The 25,826-nt window shown below is 66.8% G+C and carries 30 protein-coding genes; 12 read left to right on the top strand and 18 right to left on the bottom strand.

Features of this window, described 5'->3' with window-relative positions; genetic code table 11:
* On the top strand, nucleotides 1-391 hold a 391-nt coding region (locus VFT73_RS14155), incomplete at its 5' end, for a PEPxxWA-CTERM sorting domain-containing protein (RefSeq protein WP_326412548.1).
* Here the strand turns inward: VFT73_RS14155 and VFT73_RS14150 are convergent.
* The 4 genes from VFT73_RS14150 to VFT73_RS14135 all read right to left on the bottom strand — a co-directional run bounded on the left by VFT73_RS14150 (nucleotide 363) and on the right by VFT73_RS14135 (nucleotide 4,092).
* Nucleotides 363-989: a TIGR02117 family protein gene (locus VFT73_RS14150; protein ID WP_326412546.1), complete on the bottom strand. Its 627-nt coding sequence runs from the start codon at nucleotides 987-989 to the stop codon at nucleotides 363-365. The two genes, VFT73_RS14155 and VFT73_RS14150, sit on opposite strands and share 29 nt — an antisense overlap.
* 13 nt (nucleotides 990-1,002) lie before the next feature.
* Entirely contained in the window at nucleotides 1,003-1,935 is a 933-nt protein-coding gene (locus tag VFT73_RS14145; RefSeq protein ID WP_326412544.1) for a 50S ribosomal protein L11 methyltransferase, read from the bottom strand.
* Nucleotides 1,925-2,605 (bottom strand): SDR family oxidoreductase, encoded by a 681-nt coding sequence (locus VFT73_RS14140; RefSeq protein ID WP_326412542.1) that lies wholly within the window; start codon nucleotides 2,603-2,605, stop codon nucleotides 1,925-1,927. Before VFT73_RS14140 ends, VFT73_RS14145 begins: the two co-directional genes overlap by 11 nt.
* Before the next feature lie 125 nt (nucleotides 2,606-2,730).
* Nucleotides 2,731-4,092, bottom strand: coding sequence for a methyl-accepting chemotaxis protein (locus VFT73_RS14135; protein WP_326412539.1), 1,362 nt, complete (start codon nucleotides 4,090-4,092; stop codon nucleotides 2,731-2,733).
* A 156-nt stretch (nucleotides 4,093-4,248) separates the two neighbouring features.
* Between VFT73_RS14135 and sdhC the strand changes: the two genes are divergently transcribed.
* From sdhC to sdhA, 3 genes are read left to right on the top strand one after another with little or no spacing between them, the layout of a single operon-like run.
* On the top strand, nucleotides 4,249-4,665 hold the full coding sequence (sdhC, locus tag VFT73_RS14130; RefSeq protein WP_326412537.1) for a succinate dehydrogenase, cytochrome b556 subunit: 417 nt from the start codon (nucleotides 4,249-4,251) through the stop codon (nucleotides 4,663-4,665).
* Nucleotides 4,665-5,051, top strand: coding sequence for a succinate dehydrogenase, hydrophobic membrane anchor protein (gene sdhD, locus VFT73_RS14125; protein ID WP_326412535.1), 387 nt, complete (start codon nucleotides 4,665-4,667; stop codon nucleotides 5,049-5,051). Before sdhC ends, sdhD begins: the two co-directional genes overlap by 1 nt.
* Nucleotides 5,051-6,841 carry a succinate dehydrogenase flavoprotein subunit gene (sdhA, locus tag VFT73_RS14120; RefSeq protein WP_326412532.1) on the top strand — a complete coding sequence of 597 codons (1,791 nt, stop codon included), beginning with the start codon at nucleotides 5,051-5,053 and terminating at the stop codon, nucleotides 6,839-6,841. Before sdhD ends, sdhA begins: the two co-directional genes overlap by 1 nt.
* 16 nt (nucleotides 6,842-6,857) lie before the next feature.
* Here the strand turns inward: sdhA and VFT73_RS14115 are convergent, their stop codons facing one another.
* The 6 genes from VFT73_RS14115 to VFT73_RS14090 are packed head-to-tail and all read right to left on the bottom strand — an operon-like array spanning nucleotide 6,858 to nucleotide 9,919.
* Nucleotides 6,858-7,160: a HigA family addiction module antitoxin gene (locus VFT73_RS14115; protein WP_326412530.1), complete on the bottom strand. Its 303-nt coding sequence runs from the start codon at nucleotides 7,158-7,160 to the stop codon at nucleotides 6,858-6,860.
* Nucleotides 7,160-7,441 (bottom strand): type II toxin-antitoxin system RelE/ParE family toxin, encoded by a 282-nt coding sequence (locus tag VFT73_RS14110; protein ID WP_326412528.1) that lies wholly within the window; start codon nucleotides 7,439-7,441, stop codon nucleotides 7,160-7,162. The genes VFT73_RS14115 and VFT73_RS14110 overlap by 1 nt, the downstream gene beginning before the upstream one ends.
* 49 nt (nucleotides 7,442-7,490) lie before the next feature.
* The gene (dcd, locus tag VFT73_RS14105; protein ID WP_326412526.1) at nucleotides 7,491-8,045 is read right to left on the bottom strand and encodes a dCTP deaminase; all 555 of its coding nucleotides are present in this window, start codon (nucleotides 8,043-8,045) and stop codon (nucleotides 7,491-7,493) included.
* Between the two features lie 31 nt (nucleotides 8,046-8,076).
* Nucleotides 8,077-8,955 (bottom strand): helix-turn-helix domain-containing protein, encoded by an 879-nt coding sequence (locus VFT73_RS14100; protein ID WP_326412524.1) that lies wholly within the window; start codon nucleotides 8,953-8,955, stop codon nucleotides 8,077-8,079.
* Nucleotides 8,956-8,994: 39 nt separating this feature from the next.
* Nucleotides 8,995-9,435, bottom strand: coding sequence for a cytidine deaminase (locus VFT73_RS14095; protein WP_326412522.1), 441 nt, complete (start codon nucleotides 9,433-9,435; stop codon nucleotides 8,995-8,997).
* A gap of 1 nt (nucleotide 9,436) precedes the next feature.
* On the bottom strand, nucleotides 9,437-9,919 hold the full coding sequence (locus tag VFT73_RS14090; RefSeq protein WP_326412520.1) for a UPF0262 family protein: 483 nt from the start codon (nucleotides 9,917-9,919) through the stop codon (nucleotides 9,437-9,439).
* An 89-nt stretch (nucleotides 9,920-10,008) separates the two neighbouring features.
* On the opposite strand from VFT73_RS14090, the gene VFT73_RS14085 reads away from it, so the two are divergent.
* Nucleotides 10,009-11,514, top strand: coding sequence for a replicative DNA helicase (locus VFT73_RS14085; RefSeq protein ID WP_326412518.1), 1,506 nt, complete (start codon nucleotides 10,009-10,011; stop codon nucleotides 11,512-11,514).
* Here VFT73_RS14085 and VFT73_RS14080 read toward each other — a convergent pair.
* The 4 genes from VFT73_RS14080 to VFT73_RS14065 are packed head-to-tail and all read right to left on the bottom strand — an operon-like array spanning nucleotide 11,490 to nucleotide 15,404.
* On the bottom strand, nucleotides 11,490-12,737 hold the full coding sequence (locus VFT73_RS14080) for a HupE/UreJ family protein (RefSeq protein ID WP_326412516.1): 1,248 nt from the start codon (nucleotides 12,735-12,737) through the stop codon (nucleotides 11,490-11,492). The two genes, VFT73_RS14085 and VFT73_RS14080, sit on opposite strands and share 25 nt — an antisense overlap.
* Nucleotides 12,722-14,071, bottom strand: coding sequence for a hypothetical protein (locus VFT73_RS14075; protein WP_326412514.1), 1,350 nt, complete (start codon nucleotides 14,069-14,071; stop codon nucleotides 12,722-12,724). The genes VFT73_RS14080 and VFT73_RS14075 overlap by 16 nt, the downstream gene beginning before the upstream one ends.
* The gene (locus VFT73_RS14070) at nucleotides 14,047-14,748 is read right to left on the bottom strand and encodes a hypothetical protein (RefSeq protein WP_326412512.1); all 702 of its coding nucleotides are present in this window, start codon (nucleotides 14,746-14,748) and stop codon (nucleotides 14,047-14,049) included. The genes VFT73_RS14075 and VFT73_RS14070 overlap by 25 nt, the downstream gene beginning before the upstream one ends.
* Nucleotides 14,748-15,404 (bottom strand): DUF4331 family protein, encoded by a 657-nt coding sequence (locus VFT73_RS14065; RefSeq protein WP_326412510.1) that lies wholly within the window; start codon nucleotides 15,402-15,404, stop codon nucleotides 14,748-14,750. Before VFT73_RS14065 ends, VFT73_RS14070 begins: the two co-directional genes overlap by 1 nt.
* 117 nt (nucleotides 15,405-15,521) lie before the next feature.
* Here VFT73_RS14065 and VFT73_RS14060 point away from each other — a divergent pair, with 117 nt between their 5' ends.
* The 6 genes from VFT73_RS14060 (at nucleotide 15,522) to VFT73_RS14035 (ending at nucleotide 20,021) form a co-directional block, all read left to right on the top strand.
* Nucleotides 15,522-15,773 carry an exodeoxyribonuclease VII small subunit gene (locus VFT73_RS14060; RefSeq protein ID WP_326412508.1) on the top strand — a complete coding sequence of 84 codons (252 nt, stop codon included), beginning with the start codon at nucleotides 15,522-15,524 and terminating at the stop codon, nucleotides 15,771-15,773.
* Between the two features lie 37 nt (nucleotides 15,774-15,810).
* A complete protein-coding gene (locus tag VFT73_RS14055; protein ID WP_326412506.1) occupies nucleotides 15,811-16,677 on the top strand; it encodes a farnesyl diphosphate synthase in 867 nt (288 codons plus the stop codon).
* Nucleotide 16,678: 1 nt separating this feature from the next.
* Nucleotides 16,679-17,179, top strand: coding sequence for a pantetheine-phosphate adenylyltransferase (coaD, locus tag VFT73_RS14050; RefSeq protein ID WP_326412504.1), 501 nt, complete (start codon nucleotides 16,679-16,681; stop codon nucleotides 17,177-17,179).
* A 66-nt stretch (nucleotides 17,180-17,245) separates the two neighbouring features.
* On the top strand, nucleotides 17,246-18,001 hold the full coding sequence (locus tag VFT73_RS14045) for a peptidylprolyl isomerase (RefSeq protein WP_326412502.1): 756 nt from the start codon (nucleotides 17,246-17,248) through the stop codon (nucleotides 17,999-18,001).
* Nucleotides 18,002-18,104: 103 nt separating this feature from the next.
* On the top strand, nucleotides 18,105-19,127 hold the full coding sequence (gene queA / locus VFT73_RS14040; RefSeq protein ID WP_326412500.1) for a tRNA preQ1(34) S-adenosylmethionine ribosyltransferase-isomerase QueA: 1,023 nt from the start codon (nucleotides 18,105-18,107) through the stop codon (nucleotides 19,125-19,127).
* A gap of 69 nt (nucleotides 19,128-19,196) precedes the next feature.
* Nucleotides 19,197-20,021, top strand: coding sequence for a TauD/TfdA dioxygenase family protein (locus VFT73_RS14035; RefSeq protein WP_326412498.1), 825 nt, complete (start codon nucleotides 19,197-19,199; stop codon nucleotides 20,019-20,021).
* 5 nt (nucleotides 20,022-20,026) lie between these two features.
* Here VFT73_RS14035 and VFT73_RS14030 read toward each other — a convergent pair whose 3' ends face one another.
* The 3 genes from VFT73_RS14030 to VFT73_RS14020 form a co-directional block, all read right to left on the bottom strand.
* Nucleotides 20,027-21,946 carry a TonB-dependent receptor plug domain-containing protein gene (locus VFT73_RS14030; protein WP_326412496.1) on the bottom strand — a complete coding sequence of 640 codons (1,920 nt, stop codon included), beginning with the start codon at nucleotides 21,944-21,946 and terminating at the stop codon, nucleotides 20,027-20,029.
* Between the two features lie 121 nt (nucleotides 21,947-22,067).
* Nucleotides 22,068-23,084: an NAD(P)H-dependent flavin oxidoreductase gene (locus VFT73_RS14025; protein WP_326412494.1), complete on the bottom strand. Its 1,017-nt coding sequence runs from the start codon at nucleotides 23,082-23,084 to the stop codon at nucleotides 22,068-22,070.
* Entirely contained in the window at nucleotides 23,084-24,325 is a 1,242-nt protein-coding gene (locus tag VFT73_RS14020; RefSeq protein ID WP_326412492.1) for an aspartate kinase, read from the bottom strand. Before VFT73_RS14020 ends, VFT73_RS14025 begins: the two co-directional genes overlap by 1 nt.
* A gap of 56 nt (nucleotides 24,326-24,381) precedes the next feature.
* Between VFT73_RS14020 and ubiG the strand changes: the two genes are divergently transcribed.
* A complete protein-coding gene (ubiG, locus tag VFT73_RS14015) occupies nucleotides 24,382-25,113 on the top strand; it encodes a bifunctional 2-polyprenyl-6-hydroxyphenol methylase/3-demethylubiquinol 3-O-methyltransferase UbiG (protein ID WP_326412490.1) in 732 nt (243 codons plus the stop codon).
* Between the two features lie 210 nt (nucleotides 25,114-25,323).
* Here the strand turns inward: ubiG and VFT73_RS14010 are convergent.
* The coding region (locus VFT73_RS14010) for a M20/M25/M40 family metallo-hydrolase (RefSeq protein ID WP_326412488.1) at nucleotides 25,324-25,826 on the bottom strand (503 nt) is incomplete at its 5' end.

Raw genomic sequence — 25,826 nt, 5'->3', positions numbered from 1 at the left:
TCAGCCGAAAACAGGAGGGGGTCCTGTCATGGTTCGTACGGTGCTGGTTCTTTCGATCGCGCTGCTGGCTTCGGCGCCGGTCTCCGCTGCCGTGCTGATGGACTCCGCGCCGACTGCGCCGGCGAACCGGCCTGCGCTGCCTCCGAGCCCGTCGGGTGCGCCGCGTGGTCACGTGATGATCGAGAATTTCGAGAACACGATCAAGGACGACATGATCTTCGCCAGCTACGGCGCGCCGTCGCCCGCGCCTGCGGCCGAGATCGTGGCGAACGCCGACGTCACTGCCGTGCCGGAGCCCGCGACTTGGGCGATGATGCTGGGCGGATTCGGCCTTGCCGGCGCCGTGCTGCGCCGCGGCGCCATCAGAACCACTGCATCACTGTTGCGCTGAACGGAGTCCAGGCGCCGACGCGGACGCCGGCCTGGGCGAGCATGCGCCCGGTCCACCAGTTGCAGGTGCGGACCGCGTCGTAATGTCCCAGTGCCGGATAGAAGACGTCGGCCACGTCATAGCCGCGGATCGGGCGATGTTCCGCGGGATCGAAGCTGGCACGAATTGCCGCCGCCAGTCGGCGATACTGCGCACGGTTCAGCCGGACCGGGCGCGCATCGCCCCAGGGCTCGAGCAGATGGTCGACATGCATCAACGTGCGGTCGCTGCCGGTCAGCGCGTGAAGCGCGGTGCCGAACGACAGCTCGCGCCAGGTCGGCGTGTTCAGGTAGAAATCGCGCTCGCCCCAGCCGAACCACAGCCAGCGCCCCCCATAGCGCGGATCGGCGATATCCTGCGCCCGCACCAGTGGCGACCAGTCGATGCCTTCCGCCCGTGTCGGCAGCACCAGGCCGGTGTGCATGCCGTTGGTCGCCACATAGATGGTGACGCCGTCTTCCGCTTCCTGCCAGTCGGGATTGCGCGGGATTGCGCCCCCGATCGCTCCCATGGCAAGGTAGAGCAGCGGAAGCAGCAGCAGCCATTGGAGCAGCTTCACGGCGATCAAACCCCTAGATATCGCGCGCCCAATTTGCCCGCCCCGCATCGTCGGAGGCAAGGCCGGTGAACGCTTGCTCGGCCGCGGTCAGGCGCAGGATGGTCCAGTCGCCGCGTGTTTCCGCCCGGTCGAGCGTGCAGCCGGCGGCGCGATAGGCGCTTTGTACAGCCGCAGCCTGGGTGGCGAGCAGCCCGGCAAGCACGATCGTCGCACGCGGCGCGGCGATTGCGGCGATCTCCGGCGCCATCGCGATCAGCGGCCCGGCGAGGTTGTTGGCGATAATCAGATCATACGGCCCGGCGGCAGTGATGACCGGATCGCGCGCGCCGTCGGCGACGATCAGCTCGATCGCCGAGACATGGTTCAGCGCCGCGTTCTCGCCTGTCACCGTGATCGCGACCGGGTCGATATCGGTCGCCGTCACCCGCGCGTCGGGCCACAGGTGGCGCGCGGCGAAGGCGAGCAAGCCGGTGCCGGTGCCAAGATCGATGAGATTGGCGAACTGCCGGTCGGCCAGTCCGTCCAGCATCGCGAGGCAGCCGGACGTTGTCGCATGATGGCCGGTGCCGAACGCCTGGCCGGCATTGATCAGGAATGCCCGCTCGCCTGGCCCAGCGGCGATCGGGTGCGCCTCCGTGTGGACCAGGAACCGGCCTTCGCGGATCGGCTCCAGCCCTTGCTGGCTCATCGCGACCCAGTCGGCATCGCTCAGCGCCTCGATCTGCGGCTGGACGCCGGCCGCGCTCGGCACCAGCGCGCGTATCGCGGCGATCATCGCCGCGTCCGGCTCCGCCTCGGTATAAGCGTCCAGCCGCCAGCGCTCGACATCGTCCTCGACGACTTCGGTCGTCATCAGCACCGCATCGATCCCGATCGCGCCCGCATCGATCGCCTCCGCCTCGGCGCGGGTGCAGGGCAGCGTCAGCTTCCAGCTGTCAGCGGACATAGCTCGCGCCGTTGATGTCGATGACGGCGCCAGTCATCGACGGGGGCGCCTCCAGGGTCAGGTAGCGGACAGCGCTGGCGACTTCCTCGGGCGTCGCAACGCGGCCGAGCGGGATGTCGGCCAGCAATTTGTCGCCGCCGCGGCTCGCCAGATAGTCCTCTGCCATCCCGGTCATAGTGAAGCCGGGGCAGACGGCGAAGGCGAGGATATTCTCCCGGGCAAAGCCGCGCGCGATCGACTTGGTCATGCCGATCATGCCCGCTTTCGATGCCGCATAATGCCAGTGCGCCGGCGAATCGCCGCGATAGGCGGCCCGACTGGCGACGTTGACGATGCGCCCGCCGCCATTCTGCCGGAAATGGAGCACCGCAAGCTGGCAGAGCTCGGCCGATGCGGTCAGGTTGATCCGCATCGTGCGTTCCCACTGCGCCACCCATTTATCGTGCGGCAAGTCCACTGGCGCCGCCTCGAACACGCCGGCATTGTTGATCAGCACGTCGATGCGGCCGCCGAGCCGTTCGAGTGCGCTGTCCCACAGGCGCGCCGGCGTTGCCGGATCGGCGAGATCGCCATCGGCGCTGCTGGTGCCGATCAGGGTCTGGGCCTTGAGCGCCTCGACGCACGCCGCGCCGATCCCGCGCGATGCGCCGGTGAGGAGGATGTTGGTCATAGAGAGGCGGTAAAGCGTGACAGCGCATCCGCCAACCCGTCATGCCGGACTTGATCCGGCATCCCACTTCTTCCTCTCCGGCTAAGAAGCGGGACCCCGGATCAAGTCCGGGGTGACGAGGGGAGTCAGGCCACCAGCTTCACATAATCCTGCGCGGCGCTTTTCAGCTGGCCGAGCTGGGTGTCGACCTTGCGGAAGCCGGTTTCGAGCTCGTCGATCTCGCTGGCGACGGTCTCGGTGTCTTCGCGGATCGAGGCGATAGTCGAAGACATCGAGTCGGCGGCGAGCGCGGTTTCGTCGACGGCGGCCGTGATCATCGTGACCGTCTGCGCCTGCGTCTCCATTGCGGCACGGATGCGGTCGGCGGATTGCTGGACTTCGCCGACCGTGTCGCGAATCGAGCCGTTCGCCTCGACGGTCGTCCGGGTCGCGGACTGGATCGCGGCGATCTTGGCGGCGATGTCGTCGGTGGCGCGCGCAGTCTGGTTGGCGAGGCTCTTCACCTCCTGCGCGACGACCGCGAAGCCGCGGCCGGCATCGCCGGCGCGCGCCGCCTCGATCGTGGCATTGAGCGCGAGCAGGTTGGTTTGGCCGGCAATGTCGCGGATCAGGCCCAGGATGGATTCGATAGATTCGGCATGGTTCGACAGCGCCTCCGACACGCTGACCGCGTCGGACGCCTGCGAGGCGGCGCGGGTCGCGATATTGGCCGCGATCTCGACCTCGTTGCGTGCATCCTCGATCGCGCGGATCAGGCCGGCGGCGGTATGGGCTGCCTCGCGCATCGCGACCGCCGACTGCTCGGCGGCGGCGGCGACTTCGGACGATTTGCCGAGCATGCCGCGCGCGGCGACCGACGCGTCGGCAGCCTGGGTGCGCAGCGATTCGCCGAGAGTCACGGCCGAGGTCACTTCGGAGGCGACGCGGTTCTGGAACCGGTCGGCCTGTTCGGAGCGGGAAGCGGCGGCTTCGCGGGCGCGGTATTCGGCGACGAAGGCGGCCATGATTTCGGCTTCCATCATCGAGACCTGACGGATTGCGCGGCCCAGGCGGGCGAGCCGTTCCTGGTCCTCGCCGCAGCCGCGGATCACGAGCTTGACGACGCAGTCATAGGCTTCCGCAAAGGCGGCCATGGTCGCATAGAGCGGCACACCGCCGCGCTCCGCCCAGGCGGCGTTGGTGAGCGCCATGTCGGCCCAGCGCTGGCCGGCGACATTGGTGAATTTCTCGCGGCTATATTCGATGCTCGATTTGATCCGGCTGTCCAGCGTGTCGGCCGTGTTCTTCGGCTGGACCAGCGGGGAACCGTCGAACGCGGCCCAGAAGCTGCGCGCCACGTCTTCTTCGTTGGGGCGCATCAGCTCGTAGGCCTCGCGCAGATTCGCGGCGAGCGTCCCGTCCCGGTCGAACTCCTGCAGCCTTTCGCGCACCGAGATGCTGATCTGCGCGTGCGGGGAGGGGCTTCTTGAGGCCTTTTGGGAGCTCACGTCACATCTTTCCTTCGATACGCCAGGTTGGGCCTGACTAGCCGTGCGCTGGTAAAGCCTCGGTTAAACACGCAGGGGAACTCCCGCCCCCGTTGCATGGCGCGCGGCAATGATTAAGACGGGCGCCGACATGATCCTTAGGAACAGGGGCTCCAGATGAGCAGCAGCAATCGCCAGCGGCCGCTTTCGCCGCACCTCGGCATCTGGCGCTGGGGGCCGGGCATGGCGACCTCGATCCTGCACCGCGTGACCGGCTCCGGCATGGCGACGGTCGGCGCAGTGCTGCTGGTCTGGTGGCTGGTCGCGGCGGCGAGCGGGGAGGCCGCCTATGCTGGCTTCATCGACACGTTCACGTATAAATCCGGCGGCCTGAACTTCCTCGGCTATCTGTTCGGGATCGGGCTTACCGCGATTCTCTTCCAGCACATGGGCTCCGGCATCCGCCATTTCTTCCTGGACGTCGGCGCGAATTATGAACTGAAGGGCAACAAGATGTCGGCGCAGGCGACCTGGGTGTTCGCGATCGTCGCCACCATCCTGTTCTGGGGTTACCTGCTGGGAGTGAAGGGCTGATGGGCACGGGCACCGAAATCGGCCGCGTGCGCGGCCTCGGCTCCGCCAAGGAAGGCGCGCATCACTGGTGGATCCAGCGGCTGACCGCCGGGTCCAACCTGCTGCTGATGCTGTGGTTCCTATTCTCGCTGCTGCGGCTGCCGCATTACGATTATGCGACCGTCATTGCCTGGCTGTCCGGGCCGATGGGCGCGGTGCCGATGATCCTGCTGGTCGCCAGCACCTTCTGGCACTTCCGCCTGGGGCTGCAGGTGGTGATCGAGGATTACCAGCATGACGAGTCCCGCGTGGTGATGCTCGTGCTGCTCAACTTCTACACGCTCGCGATGGCGGCGTTCGCCATTTTCGCGATCCTGAAAATCGCCTTCACCGGGGGTGCGGTCTGATGGCCGACGCATACAAGATCATCGACCATACCTATGACGCCGTCGTAGTCGGCGCCGGCGGCGCCGGCCTGCGCGCGACGATGGGCATTGCCAATTCCGGTTTGAAGACCGCCTGCATCACCAAGGTGTTCCCGACCCGCAGCCACACGGTCGCGGCGCAGGGCGGCATCGCCGCCTCGCTCGGCAATATGGGCCCGGACCACTGGACCTGGCATATGTACGATACCGTCAAGGGATCGGACTGGCTGGGCGACCAGGATGCGATCGAATATCTGGTCCGCGAAGCGCCGGCCGCGGTCTACGAGCTTGAACATGCCGGCCTGCCGTTCAGCCGCACGACCGAAGGCAAGATCTACCAGCGCCCGTTCGGCGGCATGATGCAGAACATGGGCGAGGGCCCGCCCGCCCAGCGCACCTGCGCGGCGGCGGACCGGACGGGGCACGCGATGCTCCACACGCTTTACCAGCAGAGCCTGAAATACGACGCGGACTTTTTCGTCGAGTATTTCGCGCTCGACCTGATCATGGAGAATGGCGAGTGCCGGGGCGTGATCGCGCTCTGCATGGAAGACGGCACGATCCACCGTTTCCGCGCGCACAACACGGTGCTGGCGACGGGCGGCTATGGGCGCGTCTACCGGACGGCGACGTCCGCGCACACCTGCACCGGCGATGGCGGCGGCATGGTGCTGCGCGCCGGCCTGCCGCTGCAGGACATGGAGTTTGTGCAGTTCCATCCGACCGGCATCTACGGCGCGGGCGTGCTGATCACCGAAGGCGCGCGCGGCGAGGGCGGCTATCTCACCAACTCCGAAGGCGAGCGCTTCATGGAGCGCTATGCGCCGTCCGCGAAGGACCTTGCCTCGCGCGACGTCGTGTCGCGCTCGATGGCAATGGAAATCCGCGAAGGCCGCGGCGTGGGCGCGGAGAAGGACCATATCTTCCTCCACCTCGACCATATCGATCCGAAGATCCTGCACGAGCGGCTGCCCGGCATCACCGAGACCGGCAAGATCTTCGCCGGCGTCGACCTGACGCGCCAGCCGCTGCCGGTCGCGCCGACCGTCCACTACAACATGGGCGGCATCCCGACCAACTTCCACGGCGAGGTCGTGACGCTGAAGGACGGCGATCCGGACGCGGTGGTGCCGGGGCTGTTTGCCGTCGGCGAAGCGGCCTGCGTGTCGGTCCACGGCGCCAACCGCCTCGGCTCCAACTCGCTGATCGACCTGGTCGTGTTCGGCCGCGCCACGGGGCTCAGGATCGCTGAAATCCTCAAGCCCAACACGCCCCACAATCCGCTGCCCAAGGGCTCGGAAGAGCAGTCACTGACCCGGCTCGACCGCTTCCGCTACGCGAACGGCAGCTCGCCGACCGCCGAAATCCGCCTCGAAATGCAGCGGACGATGCAGGCCCATTGCGCTGTGTTCCGCAACAACGAGCTGCTGGCCGAAGGCGTAACGAAGATCGACGCGACCGCAAAGCGGCTGGCCGATGTGCACGTGACCGACCGTTCGCTGATCTGGAACACCGACCTGATCGAGACGCTGGAGCTCGACAATCTGCTCGCCCAGGCGGTGGTAACGATGCACTCGGCGGCGAACCGCCACGAAAGCCGCGGCGCGCACGTGAACGAGGATTATCCCGACCGCGACGACGCCAACTGGATGAAGCACACGATCGCGTGGCTCGGCGCAGGCGAGGCGGTGACGATCGACTACCGCCCGGTCCACAACTACACGCTCACTGACGACGTCGAATACATCAAGCCGAAGAAGCGGGTGTATTGAGGCGAGGCGAAAGAGGCTAAGCAGCCGCGCTTAGCGGTTCCACATTGATGCTTGCTTCGTAAGCACGCACCTGAGCCAGGTCGTGCGCGGCCTGCATTCGCAGCAGCGTGTCCGCGCTTAAGCCGAACGCCTTTTCGAAGCGGATCGCCATTTCGGCGGAAAGCCCCGCGTGGCCATTGAGCAGGTTGCTCATGGCAGCGCGGCTGACATGCAAATGCGCGGCGGCCGCCGACACGTTCAAGCCGTGAGGCTCGACGATATTCCGCCGCAACCACGGTCCCGGATGGACGGCGAAAGACTCGTGAAGCTTTATAGCCATCAGTGGTAATCCTCCAGATCGAGGTCAGCGATCGTTCGACCATCCTGCATCGTGAACGTCAGCCGAAAATTACGGGTGACTGTCATGGCGAAGGTCTCTGCCCGATCGCCTCTCAACGCATGAAAGCCGAAGTTTGGCGGTGCGCAGAGGTCATCCACAGAATCGGCCTGAGCGACGAACGCGAGCATGTCGCGAATCCGTTCAGGCTCTAGCAGACCCTTTGCGTTTCCAGTCTCGGCAAACCGACGCAGCGCCTTATGCCGGATGCTCGCTATATCCACAGCTGCACCTATGCCGGTATGAGAGGCGTGTCAAGTGTCGCTTGACAGGCTACAACCGCGGCAGCGTCACGCCCTGCTGGCCCATATATTTGCCTGCCCGGTCGGCGTAGGTCACCTCGCACGGTTCGTTGCCTTGCAGGAACAGGAACTGGCAGGCGCCTTCGTTGGCGTAGATCTTGGCGGGGAGTGGCGTGGTGTTGGAGAATTCCAGCGTCACATGGCCTTCCCAGCCGGGTTCAAGCGGCGTCACGTTCACGATGATGCCGCAGCGCGCGTAAGTCGACTTGCCGAGGCAGATGACGAGCACGTCGCGCGGCACGCGGAAATATTCGACGGTGCGGGCGAGCGCGAAGCTGTTGGGCGGGATGATGCAGACGTCGGTCTTACGGTCGACGAAGCTGTTCGCGGCGAAGTCCTTCGGATCGACGACCGCATTGTCGACATTGGTGAATATCTTGAACTCGTCCGCCACCCGCGCGTCATAGCCGTAGCTGGACAGGCCGTAGCTGATGCAACCCTCGCGCCGCTGGCTCTCAACGAACGGCTCGATCATGCCGTATTCGAGCGCGTGTTCGCGAATCCAGCGGTCCGACAGAATCGACATGCAACAGCCTCCCCGGCAATCCTTTCGAGGCTCAGGCCTTGCGGGTCAATCCGGGCGTCAGCAGCGCCTGTGCCGGGGCGCCGAGAATCTGTGTGCGCAGCCGGGCCGAGGCGTCGTTCAGCGGCTTGGGCAGGCGCAAGAATTCGCCCGGCGACATGCCCAGGAACTCCTGCGCGTCGCGGTTGAAATGCGAATGATCGTAGTAGCTGCTCTCGATCCGCGAGGCCCAGGTGTTGGCGCCCGCCTCGCGCAGCGCCATCAGCGAGCGCAGGAACCGGGCGCGGCGAACCAGCAGCTTCGGCCCGAAGCCGAAGGCGGTGCGGGCGATCCGATTCAGCGTCCGGTGCGATAGACCCAGTTTCGCGGCCATTTCGGCGACGCCGTCCTGGCCTGGGTCCATCAGATACCGATGAACCTGCGCCACCCGGCCTTCGTCCGGACACGGCTTGCCGAGCAGGTTCAGGAAGATCAGGTCGAAGCGAGCCTTGATCTCATCGGGTGACGCCTTGGCGGCCTCGGCCAGCGCGGCTGCATCGGCGCCGATCAGCTCCTCCAGTGGGGCGATCCGGTCCGCAAAATCCACCGCATCCGCGCGGTCGAGCCGGTACCAGCCGAGCGGGGTGATGCCGGCCCCGACGACAACTCCGCTCTCACCTTCGCTGTAGCCGGCATGGCTGGTCGGTCCGAAGACGGCGGCGGCCGGAACGTCGAAGCTGTTGTCGCCCAGCCGCATCCGCCAATGCTCGCCGGCAACGCGAAAACGGAGGTTCGCCCAAGCGGGAAAGAACACGTCGCAATGGCGCTCGCCGGCCGGCAGCGCCACCGAATAGCGGTGATAGCCCGATACCAGGCCGTCGAGGCGCGGATCGGGGAGCCAGTAGTCGACGTCGAAGGAAAGCTTCGGCGGCATCATTTCAGGTAAACGGCAGGTCGCGGGGCGGGTTGCGCATCAGCCAAAGCCCAGATCGGCCGGGCCGAACGCATGAGGCAACAAGTCCGACAGGCGGTAGGTCGCGACCGCATCGCCTTCGGCCGCGGCGCAATGGACGATCAGGTCGCGCCCGCCCAGTTGTGCGGCTTCGTTCAGCACCTGCCGGCATCGGCCGCACGGGCTGACGGGGCTTGTTCCGCTCAGCCCGCCTTCAGCCATCGCGCCGCCGATCACCGCGACCTCGACCACGTCGCGCAGCCGGCCCTCGCTGTTCGCCTTGGCCAGCGCAACCGTCTCCGCGCACAGCGACAGGCCGTAGCTCGCATTCTCGAAATTGCAGCCGGTCACGACCGTGCCGTCGGCCAGCAACAGCGCCGCCCCCACGCCGAAACGGGAATAAGGCGCATGGGCGTTGGCAGCGGCGGCGCGGGCGGCAGCAATCAGTTCGTTTCTCGTCATTTCACCCCTTGATGTGCAGCACGCAGATCAGCGTGAACAGGCGGCGCGCCGTGTCGAAATCCACGTCGATCTTGCCGGCCAGCCTTTCCTTCAGCAACTCGGCGGCTTCGTTGTGGATGCCGCGGCGGGCCATGTCGATCGTCTCGATCTGCTGCGGCGAGGCGTGGCGGATCGCCTGGTAGTAGCTGTCGCAGATCGCGAAATAGTCCTTGATCGGGCGCCGGAAGCGGCCCAGCCCGAGCACCAGCGTCTCCAGGTGCGACCCGTCCTCCCGGAACATGTCGATCGCGAGCCGCCCTTCCTCTACACGCAGCTTGATCCGGTAAGGCCCCGCATAGCCGTCCGGATGATCGCGCTGCGGCGCGAAATGATTGCCTTCCAGCAGGTCGAAGATCGCGATCCGCCGTTCCTGCTCGACGTCCGCCGACCGCCACAGGATCGTGTGCTCGTCCAGGTCGATGGCAATGATCCGCGGATCGGGCATGTTTGTCAGGTCTAGCCATAGAACTCACAGATTTTCCACAGGCTTGTTGGCTTGAGCCGGGCCGCGAAACAGCGGACAATGCGCGCATCATGGCCGAACCGATCCGACTCGTCCCGCCCGCGGAGGGCGCACCCCAGACTCTACCCTGCAATATCGAGGCGGAGGCGGCGCTTTTGGGCGCGCTGATGATCGACAATCGGCTGGTCGAGGACGTCCAGCTGAAGCTGCGGCCGGAGCATTTCTTCGAGAGCGTACACGGCCGCATCTATGAAGCGATCCTGAAGCTGGCCGATCGCAACATGGTCGCGAACCCGGTCACGCTGAGGCCGATGTTCGAAAGCGACGAGGCGATGAAGGAGCTGGGCGGCCCGGCCTATCTGGCCCAGCTGACCGGCAGCGGCGCCGCGCTGATCGGCGCCCGTGACTTTGCTGAACAGGTCTATGACCTGGCGCTGCTGCGCGAGCTGGTCGGCGTTGGCCGCGACATGGTCGAAAAGGCGATCGACACGTCGGAGGAGATCAACCCCAAGGGATTGGTCGAGGAAGCCGAGGTCGCGCTCTACCGCGTCGCCGAACAGGGCGGGGAGACCGGAGGCACCAAAAGCTTCCTCCAGGCGACGCGCATGGCCGTCGCGCAGGCCGAGAAGGCGCAGAATTCCGGCGGTCACATCTCCGGCGTCACCACCGGTCTTGAGGACGTGAACCACCGCACCGGTGGCCTACAGCGGTCCGACCTGCTGATCCTCGCCGGCCGCCCCGGCATGGGCAAGACGTCGCTGGCCACCAACATCGCCTTCAACGCCGCCCAGCGATACCAGCGCGACATCGAGGATGGGATCGATCCGGCCAAGACGCTCGGTGCACCGGTCGCCTTCTTCAGCCTCGAAATGTCTGCCGACCAGCTCGCCACCCGCATCCTCGCGGAGAATTCCGGCGTCGTCGGCAGCAAGATCCGTTCAGGCTCGCTCAGCCGGGACGAGTTCAACCATTTTGCCCGCGCCGCAGCCGAGCTCGAGAACCTGCCGCTCTATATCGACGACACGCCGGGCCTGACGATCGCGGCGCTTCGCACGCGCGCGCGGCGAATGAAGCGCAAGCACGGCATCGGGCTGATCATCGTCGACTATCTGCAGCTGCTTCAGGGCTCGGCCAAGTCGAGCGGCGACAATCGCGTGCAGGAAATCTCCGAGATCAGCCGCGGGCTGAAGACGCTTGCCAAGGAGTTGAACGTGCCGGTGCTGGCGCTGTCGCAGCTGAGCCGCGCGGTCGAGCAGCGCGAGGACAAGCGCCCGCAGCTGTCGGACCTGCGCGAATCGGGCTCGATCGAGCAGGACGCAGACATCGTGCTGTTCGTCTATCGCGAGGAATATTACGTCCAGTCGCGCGAGCCGAAGGGCGACAGCGCTGATCCCAAGGCCGATGAAGCCTATCGCCAGTGGCAGCTGGAAATGCAGGAGGCTTTCCAGAAGGCCGAGCTGATCATCGCCAAGCAGCGCCACGGCGCGACCGGCAAAGTGCGGCTGAAGTTCGAGAGCAACATCACCAAGTTCAGCGACTTCGTCGACGATGCCTATCTGCCCCAGCGGATGGGCTGAGGCCAGCGCTCTGCGGCGAAGGCGAGGAGAGCGCCCGCCATCAGCGCCGCGAACAGCCAGGGCGCGTGGCTGAGGCCGGCATCGATCGCCCGGCCGACGGGGTTGTCGACGCCAAGGCTTCGTTCCAGAATCCATGCCGTCGCGGCAATGCCCGCGAAAACCGCGCCGGCGCTGCGGGCGGCGGGATACCAGCGGGTCCGTGCGAGCATTACCAGCGCCGGCATCACCGCGGCGACGACCATCAGCTGCACCAGCTCGATGCCCAGATTGAAGCCGAGGATGGATTTCGCCTTCTGCATCGGGTCGAGGCCGAAGCGGCCGATCAGCGTCGCGAAGGCGAGGCCATGGATCAGTCCGAAGCCGGCAGCGACGAAGGCTTCGCGTCCCGGAAACAGCGGTCGCCAGGCATGGATGGCGGAAACGAGGATCGACACCGCAATGCCGACCTCGACTGGCTGGACCGGCAGTCGCCAGCCGAAGAAAGCGCCCCCGATCAGCGTCACCGAATGGCCGACGGTGAAGGCGCTGACCACCGCAATCAATGTGCGAAGCGTGTGGCGCCAGCCGCCATAGCCGTTCCAGCGCCGCCCGGCCGCGAGCACTGGTGCGGGGAGAAGCAGCGCGATCAGGAACAGCAGATGGTCATGGCCCTCGGCGATATGGTGCATGCCCAGCGCGATCGCCGAGACGAAGCCGCGCCAGTCGCTGCCCGATCCGCGATCGATGTGCAGCACCGTCGCGCCGGGCTGCAGGCCGCCGAGCATTTCGGCGCGTTCCGCAAGATGGCCGCCAGCAAAGTCGTTGCGCGCGACGACCAGCACGATGTGATTGGGCACCCGGTCGATTACGGCACTGTAGTGAAGGTCGAAGCGGCGCGGGGATGTGCCGGGGGGCGGGATCAGCGTGAAGCGCGCGCGGGCATCGGGCGGACCGGCCTCATGCACGACCTCGACGCCGGCCGGGCGGACCTGCCATCCGGGAACGCTGAGGCGACCGGCGAGGTAGCGGCGCACTTCGGCATCGCGCACCGGTCCAACCACGTCCGGTATTTGCCGGTGCAGTGCGAAGCTCAGCTCGGAGAGAGGAATGATCGCCTCGACCTCGACGCGGCGTTCTCCGAAATCGAGCCGGACCTCCGAGTTGGGCGTCAGGTGCGCGGCCGCAGGCGCAGCCGCCAGCAGCAGCGCGAGCCAGAGCAGCAGGCGCGTCAATGGCCGTACCACAGCAATGTCGCGTTCGGATCGAGCGCGCGCGGGTTTATTGCGAGCGCCTCGTCCTGCTCGGCATCGGCGGCGTCGCTTTGCCCCAGCAGCGCGTGCGCGCGCGCGGCGACCAGATGCTGCTCCGCGGATTGCCAGCTGGATCGGTTGACTGCATCGATCGCGCGCAGCGCGTCGGCGGGCCGGTTGTTCGCGATCAGCGCCCAGCCGAGCGCAATCGCGGTCGCGCCGTGCGGGCGGTTCGCGAAATCCTGCCGCGCCAGCCGAAGCGCGCGTGCCGGCGTGCCGAACGCAAGCTCGTGCTCGACGGCGTGGCCGAGCGCGGCTTCGGGCAGCAGGCGCAGCCGCTCGTCCCAGCCGCGGGTCGCGCGACCTGCCCAGAGTTCGGTCGCGGCATAGTCGCCGCGCGCCCGGTAGAGGCCGGCGATGGCATCGCGCAAAGCCGGATCGTCGTTGCGCCGGGCAAGCGCCTCGAACGCCCGGGTGGCCTCCGGAAGCCGGCCGCGGAGCGCGAGCAATTGCGCCTGATACGCTTCCGTCAGCCACCAGCCGGGAAAACGCCGCGCCGCATCGGAAAAGGCCGCATCGGCCTGATCCCAGTTGCCGCGCCGCAGCTCGATTGTGCCACGCAGCAGCGCCAGCTGAGCCAGCGCCTGGCCGGGGATCAGGCCTGTCCGCTCGACGCGGCGGACTGCCGCCAGCGCGTCGTCCGGGCGGCCTGTCGCGGACCAGAATATGGCGAGGCGATAATCGGGTGGCTCGCCGTCCTTGCTCAGTCGCAGATAAGCCTGCTCGGCCGCGGCATAATGCCCGCGATAGAGTGCGATATCGCCCCGCATCGCGTCGATCCCGGCGCGCGCTTCGGCTTCGGGCGGCATGGCATAGCGACCGACCTTGTCCAGCATCCGCTCCGCAAGACCCAGCCGGTGAAGGCTGAGCGCCAGCGCCGCCTGCGTCAGGTGCGGGCCGGCGCCAGGCGTCGCGCTCGCCAGACCGCGGTCGATCGCGGCTTGCGCAGCCGCATAGTCGTGGAACGATCCGGTCAACCGCGCGCGCCTCATCAGCTGGTGGGCAATGCGTTCCTGCATCAGCCAGTCGCCGGGCCGGCCGGCGGCGAGCGATCGCAGACCGGTCAGCAGGCGGTCGATGTCGGCAACCGCGATGGCGTAGTCGGGCGCTCCCGCGCCGCTCCGGCGGATCGGCGGCTCCGGCACGGAACGCGGCTCCAGCCACCGCGCTGCCGCGAAAATCACCAGCGCCGCCGCAACCAGCCACGCGAACGCCCGCGTCGGCGGCAGGCGCAGCGCCGCGATCATGTCGTCTTCGGCGTGGCGCACATGTTCAGGCTGAGCCGCTGGAAGTCGTCGGCCAGCATGTCGGTGAGCTTGGTCAGCGTCGTGCCGAGCTCCACGACGAACTTGCCGGACGCATCATCCGACGGATTCGCATCATTATAGGCGTTCTTCATCGAGCTGGAGACGAGCGCCGTCGCGATCGCCGGCATCCCCATGCGATCGACACGCACATAGGCCGATGGCGGATCGCTGCGGAAGTTAAAGTTCGTCCCGCCCCCAGACGGCATCGGCGGCGTGCCGTTTGCCGGCGCGAGATAGGGGAAGTCCGCCGGCAGCGTGACCTTGTTGCCGGGCGGATCGAGCGGCAGGCTCGCCAGCAGATTGAGCGGATGCTTGGTCAGATCCAGGAAAGCCATCGCCAACGTGATGTCGATGACCGGGTCGGCCAGGCCGCGGCCGTTGGGGAAGCCGTTGGCCTTGGTAACGTCCAGCTTCAGCGTGTCGGGGATCACCAGATTGGCGACGCTCACGCCCGGAGCCGGCTGCTGGTTCAGGCAGCGGGTGACGTCGAACGACGTGCCGGTCGCGGTCGGCGAGGGGGTCGGCGTCGGGGTCGCCTCGATCGGGCCGGGCCGCGGCGCCGCGGTGCTGTTCCCGCCGCTGCAGGCAGCAAGTGCGGGCAAGGTGAAGGCGAGGGCGAGAAGCGGGAGCGCGCGCATCACAGATTCCCCCCGAAACGGGCAGTCTCAGCCCAGACGTCGATAGGATTGGTGCCGTTCAGCACCGCGGTGCGCGGAATCTCGATCACCACCGAGGTGTCGTTCTGGCCATCGAAGAAATCGCGCGTGTTGCGGATCGAGAGCGTGCCGGTCGATTGCGTCTCGCGGAAGCCCAGAAGATCGAAGAAGAAGGGATCGTCGAACACGCCGGCAATCGCCTTCACGCCGTCCTTTTGCAGCACCGTCTGCACAGGTCCTTCGATCGTGCCGGTGACGCCCGGAATGCCGCTGAACTGGACGCCCGGCGACTGACCGTCAAAGCCGAACCGGAACCGGATACGGATTTCCGGATCGGTGCGCGCGCCGCCGTTCGAGATGTTGATCGTGTAGAGCACGTCTCGATCGTAGAAGGGCGGCATGTTGCCCGGCTGAGGACCGGCAAAGGTCAGCGATACGACGATCGAGGTCGGGGTGTACCACGCGAACACATCGGCGATATCGGCAGGCACGTCCGGAGTCGGATCGCGATCCTTGTCCGTCCGTGTCGGGGGATCGAGGTGATCGGCGGCCCTGGTCGCATAATCGGCCGATACGAGTGCCAGCGGCAAAGCAAACGCCGTCGCCCCTAGCGTCATCCACGTGCGTGAGATGCGCATGTCACCCTCCCTGTTCTGCGGCAGAGCGTCTGCGTCTTCGCGCAGATCGTAAAGCCACTCGTCGACGAAAATGACGTCCCGATTGACCAAGATACGGCCTGTGCTCATAGCGGATGCATGACGGATGCCGCGCCAACACATGTTACCGATTTGTCGTTCGAGGATGCGCTGAAGCGGCTGGAGGCGATCGTGTCGCGTCTGGAAAGCGGCGAGGCGTCGCTGGACGAGTCGATCTCGCTCTATGCCGAAGGCGACAAATTGCGCGGTCAATGCGAGGCCCGGCTGGCGGATGCGCAGGCGCGGATCGAGAAGATCACGCTGGGCCAGGACGGCCGGCCAACGGGCGTGCAGCCGTTCGACGGCGGCTGATCCTATGCTGGCGGGGGGCACGGGTCTGGGACATGCGATGGCGCACGTCGCGCGCGACATCGACCATGCGTTCGACCTTCTTCTCGCCATCCCCGACGATCCGCGCCGCCGCCTATACGAAGCGATGCGCTATGCCGCGATCGGCGGAGGCAAGCGGCTGCGGCCGCTGCTCGTCTGCGCAGCGTGCGAACTCTACGCCGTCGATCGGCCCGCGGCGCTGCGTGTCGCTACGGCGATCGAGTGCATCCACGTCTATTCGCTCGTCCATGACGATCTGCCGGCGATGGACGACGACGATGTCCGGCGCGGCAAGCCGACCGTCCACCGCGCGTTCGACGAGGCCGCAGCGGTGCTGGCCGGCGATGCGCTCCACGCGCTCGCCTTCGAAGTGCTTGCCGATCCGGCAACCCATGCCGACCCCTTCGTCCGCGCCGAGCTGTGCCTGGAGCTGGCGCGGGCAAGCGGACCCAGTGGCATGGCCGGCGGTCAGATGATGGACCTGGCGGCAAGCGCCCAGCCGATGGACCTGGCGACCGTCACGCGCCTGCAGCAGCTGAAGACCGGCGCCCTGTTCGGCTTTTGCCTCGAGGCCGGGGCTATCATGGGCCGGGTGCCGCCGGAGGGCCGCACGCATCTGCGCGGCTATGCCCGCAATGTCGGTCTCGCCTTCCAGATCGTCGACGACCTGATCGACGTCGAAGGCTGCGCCGATGCCGCCGGCAAGGCGGTCGGCAAGGACGCGGCAGCCGGCAAGGCGACGTTCGTGTCGCACCTGGGCACGGATCGGGCACGCGAGCAGGCGCGGCTGCTGGTCGCGCAGGCAATCGAGCATCTGAGCGACCATGGCGCGGAGGCCGACCTGCTCCGCGCGATCGCAGGCTATATCATCGATCGGGACAGGTGAGATGAGAACAGGGGTTTATCCGGGCACGTTCGACCCGATCACGCTGGGTCATATGGACATCATCCGGCGCGGCGCGAAGCTCGTCGACCGGCTGGTGATCGGGGTCACGACCAACCCCTCCAAATCGCCGATGTTTTCGGTCGACGAGCGGATCGCGATGGTCCGCCGCGAAGTGGACGGCGAAGGCAGCCATATCGACGTCGTGCCGTTCGATTCGCTGCTGATGACCTTTGCCGAGCGCCAGGGCGCTTCGGTGATCGTGCGCGGACTGCGCGCCGTCGCGGACTTCGAATACGAATATCAAATGGCGGGCATGAACCAGCAACTGAACGACAGGATCGAGACCGTCTTCCTGATGGCCGACGTGTCGCTGCAGCCGATCGCGTCGCGGCTGGTGAAGGAAATCGCGATGTTCGGGGGCGACATTTCCAGGTTCGTGACGCCCGCCGTGGCGGAGGACGTCCGCGCCCGAGTCGAAAGGCTTGGCCGCAAGGGCAATTAGCCCTATTCAGCCGCCGCTAAGCCGCGGCCGACTAGCGGCTGGGCTTTCCCGGGAACGGAGTTTCGAATGCGCCTGATTGCCGCCATCCTTGCCTTGTTCGGCGCGATCTTCGCGACCGCGGCGATCGCGAAGAAAGCGCCCAAGCCGGAGGCGACGCCGACCCCCGCTGCAACCGCGACGCCCGTGACGCCGCCGGTGACGCCGGACAACACCTGGGTGCTGCAGCTGTCCAGCGGCGGGCCGATCCTGATCCAGCTGCGTCCCGACAAGGCGCCGAACACTGTCGAGCGGATCAAGACGCTGACCCGGGCCGGCTTCTATAACGGCCTGACCTTCCACCGGGTGATCGATGGCTTCATGGCCCAGGGCGGCGATCCGAAGGGGACCGGCGAAGGCGGCTCGCCGCTGCCGGACCTGAAGGCCGAGTTCAACGATCTGCCGCACGTGCGCGGCGCCGTCTCGATGGCGCGGGCGGAAGCGGTGGATTCGGCGAACAGCCAGTTCTTCATCATGCTGATGCCGACGCTGCGCCTCGACAATCATTACACCGTGTTCGGCCGCGTCATTTCCGGCATGCAATATGTCGACGCGATCGAGAAAGGCGAGCCGCCGGCCAACCCGACCCGCATCGTCAAGGCGTGGATTCAGTCGGACGGCGAGAATGCTCCGCCGGTCCCGCTGCCGGCTGCGGCTGCGCCAGCGCCGGCTCCGTCTCCCGCCGCAACGCCCGCGCCTGAGCCGACGGATGCCGCGGCGCCTGAGCCCACGCCGCAGCCGACGCCCGCGCCAGAGCCGACGCCAACCCCTCAAATGACCAACTAAACTCCGGTCGGGCTGAGCTTATCGAAGCCCTCGCTTTCTTTGCGGAGGCCATAAGCAGGATAGGCCTTCGACAGGCTCAGGCCGCACGGAGTGGGGTGCCACCTTGCGCGTAGACCTTTTCGATTTCGAATTGCCGCAGGATCGGATCGCGCTTCGCCCGGCCGAGCCGCGCGACAGCGCGAAGCTGCTGCTGCTCGACGGTAGCCGGACCGCCGACCACATCGTCGGGGAACTGCCCAGCCTCCTTCGTGCCGGCGACTGCTTCGTCTTCAACGATACGCGCGTCAGTCCTGCCCAGCTGGAAGGCCGGCGCGGGGAGGCGCGGATCGGCGCGACGCTGCACAAGCGGCACGACTTGAGACGCTGGCATGCCTTTGTCCGTAACGCCAAGCGGCTGCGGACCGGGGATACGATCGATTTTCCGGCGGGCGTTCAGGCTGTGGCGGAAGCACGCAATCCGGACGGCAGCGTCCTGCTCCGCTTCCTCGGCGACGAGCCGGTCGAGGTGCTGCTGGAGCGCGCCGGCCGCATGCCGCTCCCGCCCTATATCGCCAGTAGGCGCGAAGCGGACGAGCGCGACCGCGCCGACTATCAGACGATGTTCGCGCGACAGGAAGGCGCGGTCGCTGCTCCGACCGCCGCGCTCCATTTCACGCCGGCACTGATGACGGCACTGGCCGATGCAGGGATCGCGCATGAGACGCTGACCCTCCATGTCGGCGCGGGCACGTTCCTGCCGGTCAAGGCCGAAGACACGGCGGAGCACAAGATGCACGCCGAATGGGGCCGCATCGATGCCGCCACCGCGGACCGGCTGAACCAGATTCGCGCAAAGGGCGGCCGCGTCATCGCCGTCGGCACCACAAGCCTCCGCCTGCTCGAAAGCGCTGCGACCGACAACGGGATCGAGGCTTTTGAAGGCGACACCGCCATCTTCATCACTCCCGGCTATCGCTTCCGCGCGATCGACGGACTGATGACCAATTTCCATCTACCCAAATCGACGCTTTTCATGCTGGTCTCCGCGCTGATGGGCCGCGAACGAATGCTGGCGGCATACGAACACGCGATCGCCAGCGCTTATCGCTTTTACAGCTATGGCGATGCGTCGCTGCTGCTGCCTTGATGCGCCCTTGACCTGATCCCGCCTGTTTGCTCGATTGTCTCCCTGATCCTTGAGCCGGAGGCGATCGCGATGAAGCTGGAGCCGCTCAGCAAGCATGTCGGCGTGGAAGCGACCGACGTCGACCTTAACCGTCTCGACGATGCCGGGATCGACCGGATGAAGACGGCGCTTGCCGAACATGGCGTCGTGTTCGTGCGCGATCAGCAGTTGACGCCGGAGCAGCACATCGCCTTCGCGCGGCGCTGGGGCACGATCGACATCAACAATTATTTCCCTGCAAATGGCGGCCATCCCGAGATCGCCGAGGTCCGCAAGAGCGAGACGCAGACGACCAATATCGGCGGCGGTTGGCATACCGATCACAGTTATGACCAGGTGCCGGCCATGGGCTCGGTGCTGCTGGCGCGCGAGACGCCGCCCACCGGCGGAGACACGCTGTTCGCGGGCATGAGCGCGGCGTTCGATGCGCTCAGTCCAGGCCTGAAAGACACGCTGCGGTCGCTGCGCGCGGTGCATTCCGCTGACCATATCTACAGCCAGGACGGCGTCTATGCGAAGACCGACCAGGCTGCGGACCTGAAAGGCCACGACATCCGCACGCGCGCCGTCCACCCGGCTGTTATCCGCCACCCGGCGACGGGGCGCGAGATCCTGTACGTCAATCCCGCCTTCACGCTCCATTTCGAAGGCTGGACGCGCGAGGAGAGCATGCCGCTGCTCGCCTATCTCTACGGCGTCGGCATGCGCGACGAGTTCCACTGCCGCATCCAGTGGACGCCGGGCTCACTCGCGATCTGGGACAACCGCTCGACGTGGCATTATGCGATGAACGACTATCACGGCCACCGCCGGCTGATGCACCGCATCACGATTTCGGGCGAACCGCTGCACTGAACGGATCAGTTGATCTGCACACCGACCCGGACGGCGCGGCCGGGGAGGGGAAGCCCGAGCTGGGGCGTGATGACGTCATCGGTCAGGTTATCGACGCTGGCAATGAGTGACAGCGGCGTATCGTCGCCCAGTGTCGCTATCCGCCAGCGGGCGCGCAGATTGATCTCATTGCCGCCGGGCAGCCGCACCTTGTTCCCGCCTGCGTCCTGGTCGACCGCGCCACCGACGCGGCGATATTCGCCACGAAGGGACACCGCATCGTCGGGCCGCCAGTCGAGCGCTGTGTACAGCTCGAAGCCGGGACGCTGCGTCAGCCGCCGGAACGGCGCTGCGCCGCGGTCCGCTCGTGCGCTGAGCACGCTTGCGTTCAGCTCCCAGTCAAGCCGGGGCCCGAGCCGCGCCATCGCGCCGGCATCGACGCCCAGGCTTTCCGATCCCGAGAGGTTGTAGCGCTGGCGCAGATTGCGGCCGTCGACGCGGATCACGCGCTGCGCGATCGTCCCCTCGCTGCGTACATAGAAGGGGTTGAGCCGCAGGCTGAAATCCGGGCGGTCGAACGTCACCTCGACATCGGCGAGCCAGGCCCGTTCCGGCGCCAGCGCGGGGTTGGGCAGGAAGCGGCCCAGCGCCTCGCCGAACAGTTCGCGCGCGGTGGGAAAGCGGCTCCGGCGGCCGCCGGACACCGCGACAGAGATTCCTTCGCCCACGGACAGGCGATAGGCGGCCGAAAAGGCGAGCGCGTCCTTCGCGGGCTGGTCCGGCTTGTCGCCTGTCCGGGGATTGGTGGATCGGTCATAGGCCAGGCCGACCGTCAGCTTGCCACTCATCAGCGGCGCATCTGCCTCTGTGCCGAGGGTGTAAAGGTTTTGGCGGAAGAGGAGCCGCGGTCCGGCCGAATCCTGCTGGATATGGCGGCTGGTCTGCGCAGTACCGACAAAGCGGAGCGTCAGCGGGTCGAGCGGCGTCGAGAGCACGACCCGGGCACCCTGCGTGCTGTCGTCATTCTCTTCCTGTCCCCGGACCGTCGAATAGGTTGCATCGCGATATTGCAGGATGCGCTGGTCGAACCATTGCTGCCACGCGACCAGCCGCGCGCTGCCGCGTCCCACCTTCAGTTCCGAAGACAGCGCGATCTGAGTCAGATCCTTGTCCGGGTAGCGCCAGTAACGCGGTGCATCGACGGCCGGGTCACGATCGGATTCGGGCGCGATGCCGAAGCTGCTTTCGACGTGCAGACCGTAGGCCCGAAGCGCCAAGGGCCCGGCGGAATAGCTCGCCGCCGCGAACAGGGTGCCGCTGTCGAGGTCCGTATTGGTGCGGCGATCGCTCCGCGCCTGGCTGAACGGCAGCGCAGCGAGATCGGCGACCGGTTCCGCGTCCCTGGTCAGGCCCGCTGCGGCGAACGTCCAGTCGATCGCACCAGTCCGAACCGTGCCGACCGCCGAGCCTTGCGCGAAGCCGAGCGAGCCCGCTTCCGCCATGGCGCGGAAATTCGGCTCGCCGCCGGATCGGGTCTCCAGGTCGACCGCACCGGCCACTGCGTTTGCGCCATATTCGATCGGCACCGCGCCTTTGGTCACGCGCACCGCGCCGATCAGCCCCGCCGGAATCACGCCCAGGTCGACGCGTCCGTCCCACGGTACCGCCAATGGCGCGCCATCCAGGAAGACCTGGGTCTGCCGCTCCTCGGCGCCGCGCACCCGCGCGACCGACTCCCCGCGCGAATTGGGACGGATGGAGACGCCGTCGATTCCCTTCAACGCCTCGGCCGCGCTCCGCGGCTGGCGCTCCAGCAGGCGCTCCTCGCCGATCTCGACCGACGGCGGCAGCACGCGATTCGCCTGCGGCTGGGCGGTGACCGTGATCGTCTGCCACTGCTCCTGCTCGGGCGGCAGCAGGGCGACCAAAAGAACGCGTACGAACATGCCCGATCCCGACTGTACTGGCCGCGGACGGGCCGGTGAACCAAACGTTGACTAAAGCGGAATCAGCCGGGCACGACAAGCTGCCCGTTTGCTGCTTATTCTGAGCGGACGGGTTCGCCTGTTACGCCGCCCTTCGGCTCAGCGCCTGCGCGGCCTCGCCCATCAGCTCGGCGACGATCGCAGCGACCGGTTGCTCGTCTTTCACCATGCCGACTGACTGGCCGGCCATCAGCGAGCCATGCTCGATGTCGCCGTCGATCACTGCCCGTCGGAGCGCACCGGCCCAGTAATGCTCGATCTGGAGCTGGGCCTCAGCCATCGCGACCCGACCTTCGTCGAGCGCCTGCGCGACTTCGCGCTGCTTGGCGGTGAACAGCTCGGTCCCGGCATTCTTCAGCGCGCGGACGGGGATCACCGGCAGGCGCGGATCGACCTGCACGCTGGCAATGGCGTCGCGAGCCGAGGCGCGGATGAAGGCTTTCTTGAAGTTCGGATGCGCGATGCTCTCCGTCGCGCAGACGAAGCGGGTGCCGAGCTGCACGCCCGCCGCGCCCATCTCCAGATAGCCGGCGATCAGCTCGCCCCGGCCGATCCCGCCGGCGACGAACACCGGGACCTGATCGGCGACTTCGGGCAGGATTTCCTGCGCGAGCACGGAGGTCGAAACCGGGCCGATATGGCCCCCCGCTTCCATTCCCTCGATCACCAGCGCGTCGACGCCGGAGCGGATCAGCTTCTTCGCCAGGCTCAACGCCGGGGCGAAGCAGATCAGCTTGGCGCCGCGGCCCTTGATCGCGTCCAGGCTGCCGGCCGGGGGCAATCCGCCGGCCAGTACGATGTGCCCCACCTCATGCTTCGCGCAGACCTCGATCAGCTCGAACAGCTGCGGGTGCATGGTGATGAGATTGACGCCGAACGGCTTGTCGGTGAGCGCCCTGGTGCCGGCGATCTCCGCGTCCAGCAGGTCCGGGGTCATCGCACCGCACGCAATCACGCCGAAGCCGCCGGCGTTCGAGATCGCCGCGACCAGGTTGCGCTCGCTGACCCACGACATCGCCCCGCCCAGGATCGCGACCTCGCAGCCGAGGAACGCGGCACCGCGGTGCATCAGCGCCTGGAGTTTCCTCTGGCCGGCCATCAGGCAGCGACATCCTGCGCGTCGAGACCATAGGCGGTATGCAGCACGCGCACCGCGAGCTCGGTATAGTCTTCCTCGATCAGCACCGAGACCTTGATCTCCGAGGTGGTGATCGCCTGGATGTTGATGCCGCGGTCGCCCAGGGTCCTGAACATCTTGGCGGCGACGCCCGCATGACTCTTCATGCCGACGCCGACGATCGTGATCTTCGACACGTTGGTGTCGTGCACCATCCGCGTGTAGCCGATCGCGCCCTTCGCCTTTTCGAGCACGTCGAGCGACTTCGCCAGTTCCGCGCTGGGCACGGTGAAGGTCACGTCGGTCGAACCCGTCGAATGCGCGATGTTCTGCACGATCATGTCGACGTTGATGTTCGCTTCGGCCAGCGGTGCGAAGATCGACGCGACTGCGCCGGGCCGGTCCGGCACTTCGGTCAGCGTGATCTTCGCCTCGTTCTTGTCATGGGCGATGCCGGTGATGAACTGCCGTTCCATATCTTCCCCGATCTCGTCGTCGCCGACGATCATGGTGCCGGGCCGGTCGTCGAACGACGACAGCACCTGCAGCCTGACATTTTCCTTCATCGCGAGCCCGACCGAGCGGGTCTGCAGCACCTTGGCGCCGACGCTTGCGAGCTCTAGCATTTCCTCGAACGTGATCTTCTGGAGCTTCCGTGCCCGCGGCACGATGCGCGGATCGGTCGTGTAGACGCCGTCGACATCGGTGTAGATGTCGCAGCGGTCCGCCTTCATGGCCGCCGCGACTGCGACCGCCGATGTATCGGAGCCGCCACGGCCGAGCGTCGTCACCCGCTCGCCCGCCGCGATGCCCTGGAAACCCGGAATGACGGCGACCTGGCCCTGTTCGAGTGCGGCATTCAGCGAGGCCGTGTCGATCTCGGCTATCCGCGCAGAGCCGTGCCCGTCCGAGGTGCGGATCGGCAACTGCCAGCCCATCCAGCTGCGCGCCGGGACCCCGATCGCCTGCAGCGAGATCGCGAGCAAGCCACTTGTCACTTGCTCCCCGCTCGCCACAACGACGTCATATTCGCGGGGATCGTAGAGCGGCGAGACTTCGCGGCAAAAGGCGACGAGCCGGTCGGTTTCCCCTGCCATCGCAGAAACGACGACCGCGACCTGGTTGCCGGCATCGACCTCGCGCTTCACCCGCTCGGCCACGGCACGGATGCGCTCGACCCCGGCCATCGACGTGCCGCCGAACTTCATCACGATCCGGGCCATTCGAGTGTTGCGACCGCCTTGGAGGTTGGGGACGGTCCTGTTACGGATGGCGTGGCATGAACGCAACCGCTCCGACGACCGTCCGCGCGCAAGAAGCCGCGCATTTCGGCAATCTCGCGGCCGATTGGTGGGACCCGAAAGGCTCGTCGGCGATGCTGCACCGGCTGAATCCGGTGCGGCTCAAGTATATCCGCGAGCAGCTCGACCATCATTGGGAGCTGGACGAGCATGACCGCCGCCCGCTCGCCGGCAAGCGCGCGGTGGATGTCGGCTGCGGGGCGGGGTTGCTGTGCGAGCCGCTGGCTCGGCTGGGCGCAGAGGTTGTGGGCATCGACGCGGCGCCAGAGAATGTCGAGGTCGCCCGCATTCACGCCGACGGGCAGGGCCTCGCGATCGACTATCGCGCCGGCAGCATCGACATGCTCGGGCCCGAGCCGTTCGACCTGATCACCTCGCTGGAGGTCGTCGAGCATGTCGAAGACCCGGCCGCTTTCGTTCGGGGCCTCGCCGGCGCGCTGAAGCCTGGCGGCCTGCTGATCCTGTCGACACCCAACCGCACGCCCGTCTCGCGCCTGGCGATGATCACGCTGGGTGAGGGCTTCGGCGCGATCCCGCGTGGCACCCACGACTGGGATCGGTTCCTGACGCCCGACGAACTGCGCGGGCATTTGGAGGCGGCCGGGCTTGAAGTGCTGGACACCGAAGGCCTGAGCTTCAGCCCGACGCGGGGCTTCGTGCTGGGGGAGAATTTGGCGCTGAATTATCTGGTCACTTCCCGACGGCCGTAGGCGGCATGTCGGCCAAGGGGGATTGCGGCCTGTCTTCGTCCTCCCCGCGAAAGCGGGGGATCCCGCTTCCTTCCTTCGTGAGCTTCGTGTTCTTCGCGCGAGATAATTTCCGCACAAGGAACGCAAAGGGCACGAAGAAGCGGGATTCCCGCTTTCGCGGGAATGACGAAAAGAGGCGGCTATGGGTCGCTAGTTGCCGGCCGGCAGAATTCAACGTCCGCCGGCCATCAGCCTTTCATAGAACCCGATCGCGCGCATGAAGTCTTCGATTGCGATGCGTTCGTCATTGCCGTGGAAGCGGGCGAGGTCGGCGGGCCGCATCGTCATCGGGGTGAAGCGCAGGCTCGCCGCGGCCACGGGTTCGTAATAGCGGCCGTCGGTCGCGCCGAGCACCAGGCCCGGAGCGATCGGGATGCTGGGATAGGTCACGCGGATAGCCGCCGCGAGCTGCTTGAACCCTGCGCCGTCGGTCGACGCCGGCTTGCTCGGGTTATGGCCGCCGGGGATGGCGCGCACGGCGACCTTCGGATCGTCGATCACCTCCCGGTCGCGGGCGACGACGCTCTCGACCGTGTCGCCCGGGAGGATGCGATGATTGACGACCGCGCGCGCCGATTGCGGCAGCACATTGTCCTTGGTGCCGGCCTGGATGATCGTCGGCGCCGTCGTCGTGCGCAGCGCCGCCGCTGTGCGCGGGTTCTTCAGCAATTCAC

Origin of the sequence: Sphingomonas sp. (assembly GCF_035758555.1) — a bacterium.
In the GTDB taxonomy this organism is placed as follows: domain Bacteria; phylum Pseudomonadota; class Alphaproteobacteria; order Sphingomonadales; family Sphingomonadaceae; genus Sphingomonas_B.
Note: the sequence above shows the minus strand (reverse complement) of the source record. Positions and strands in the feature narration are given on the sequence as shown.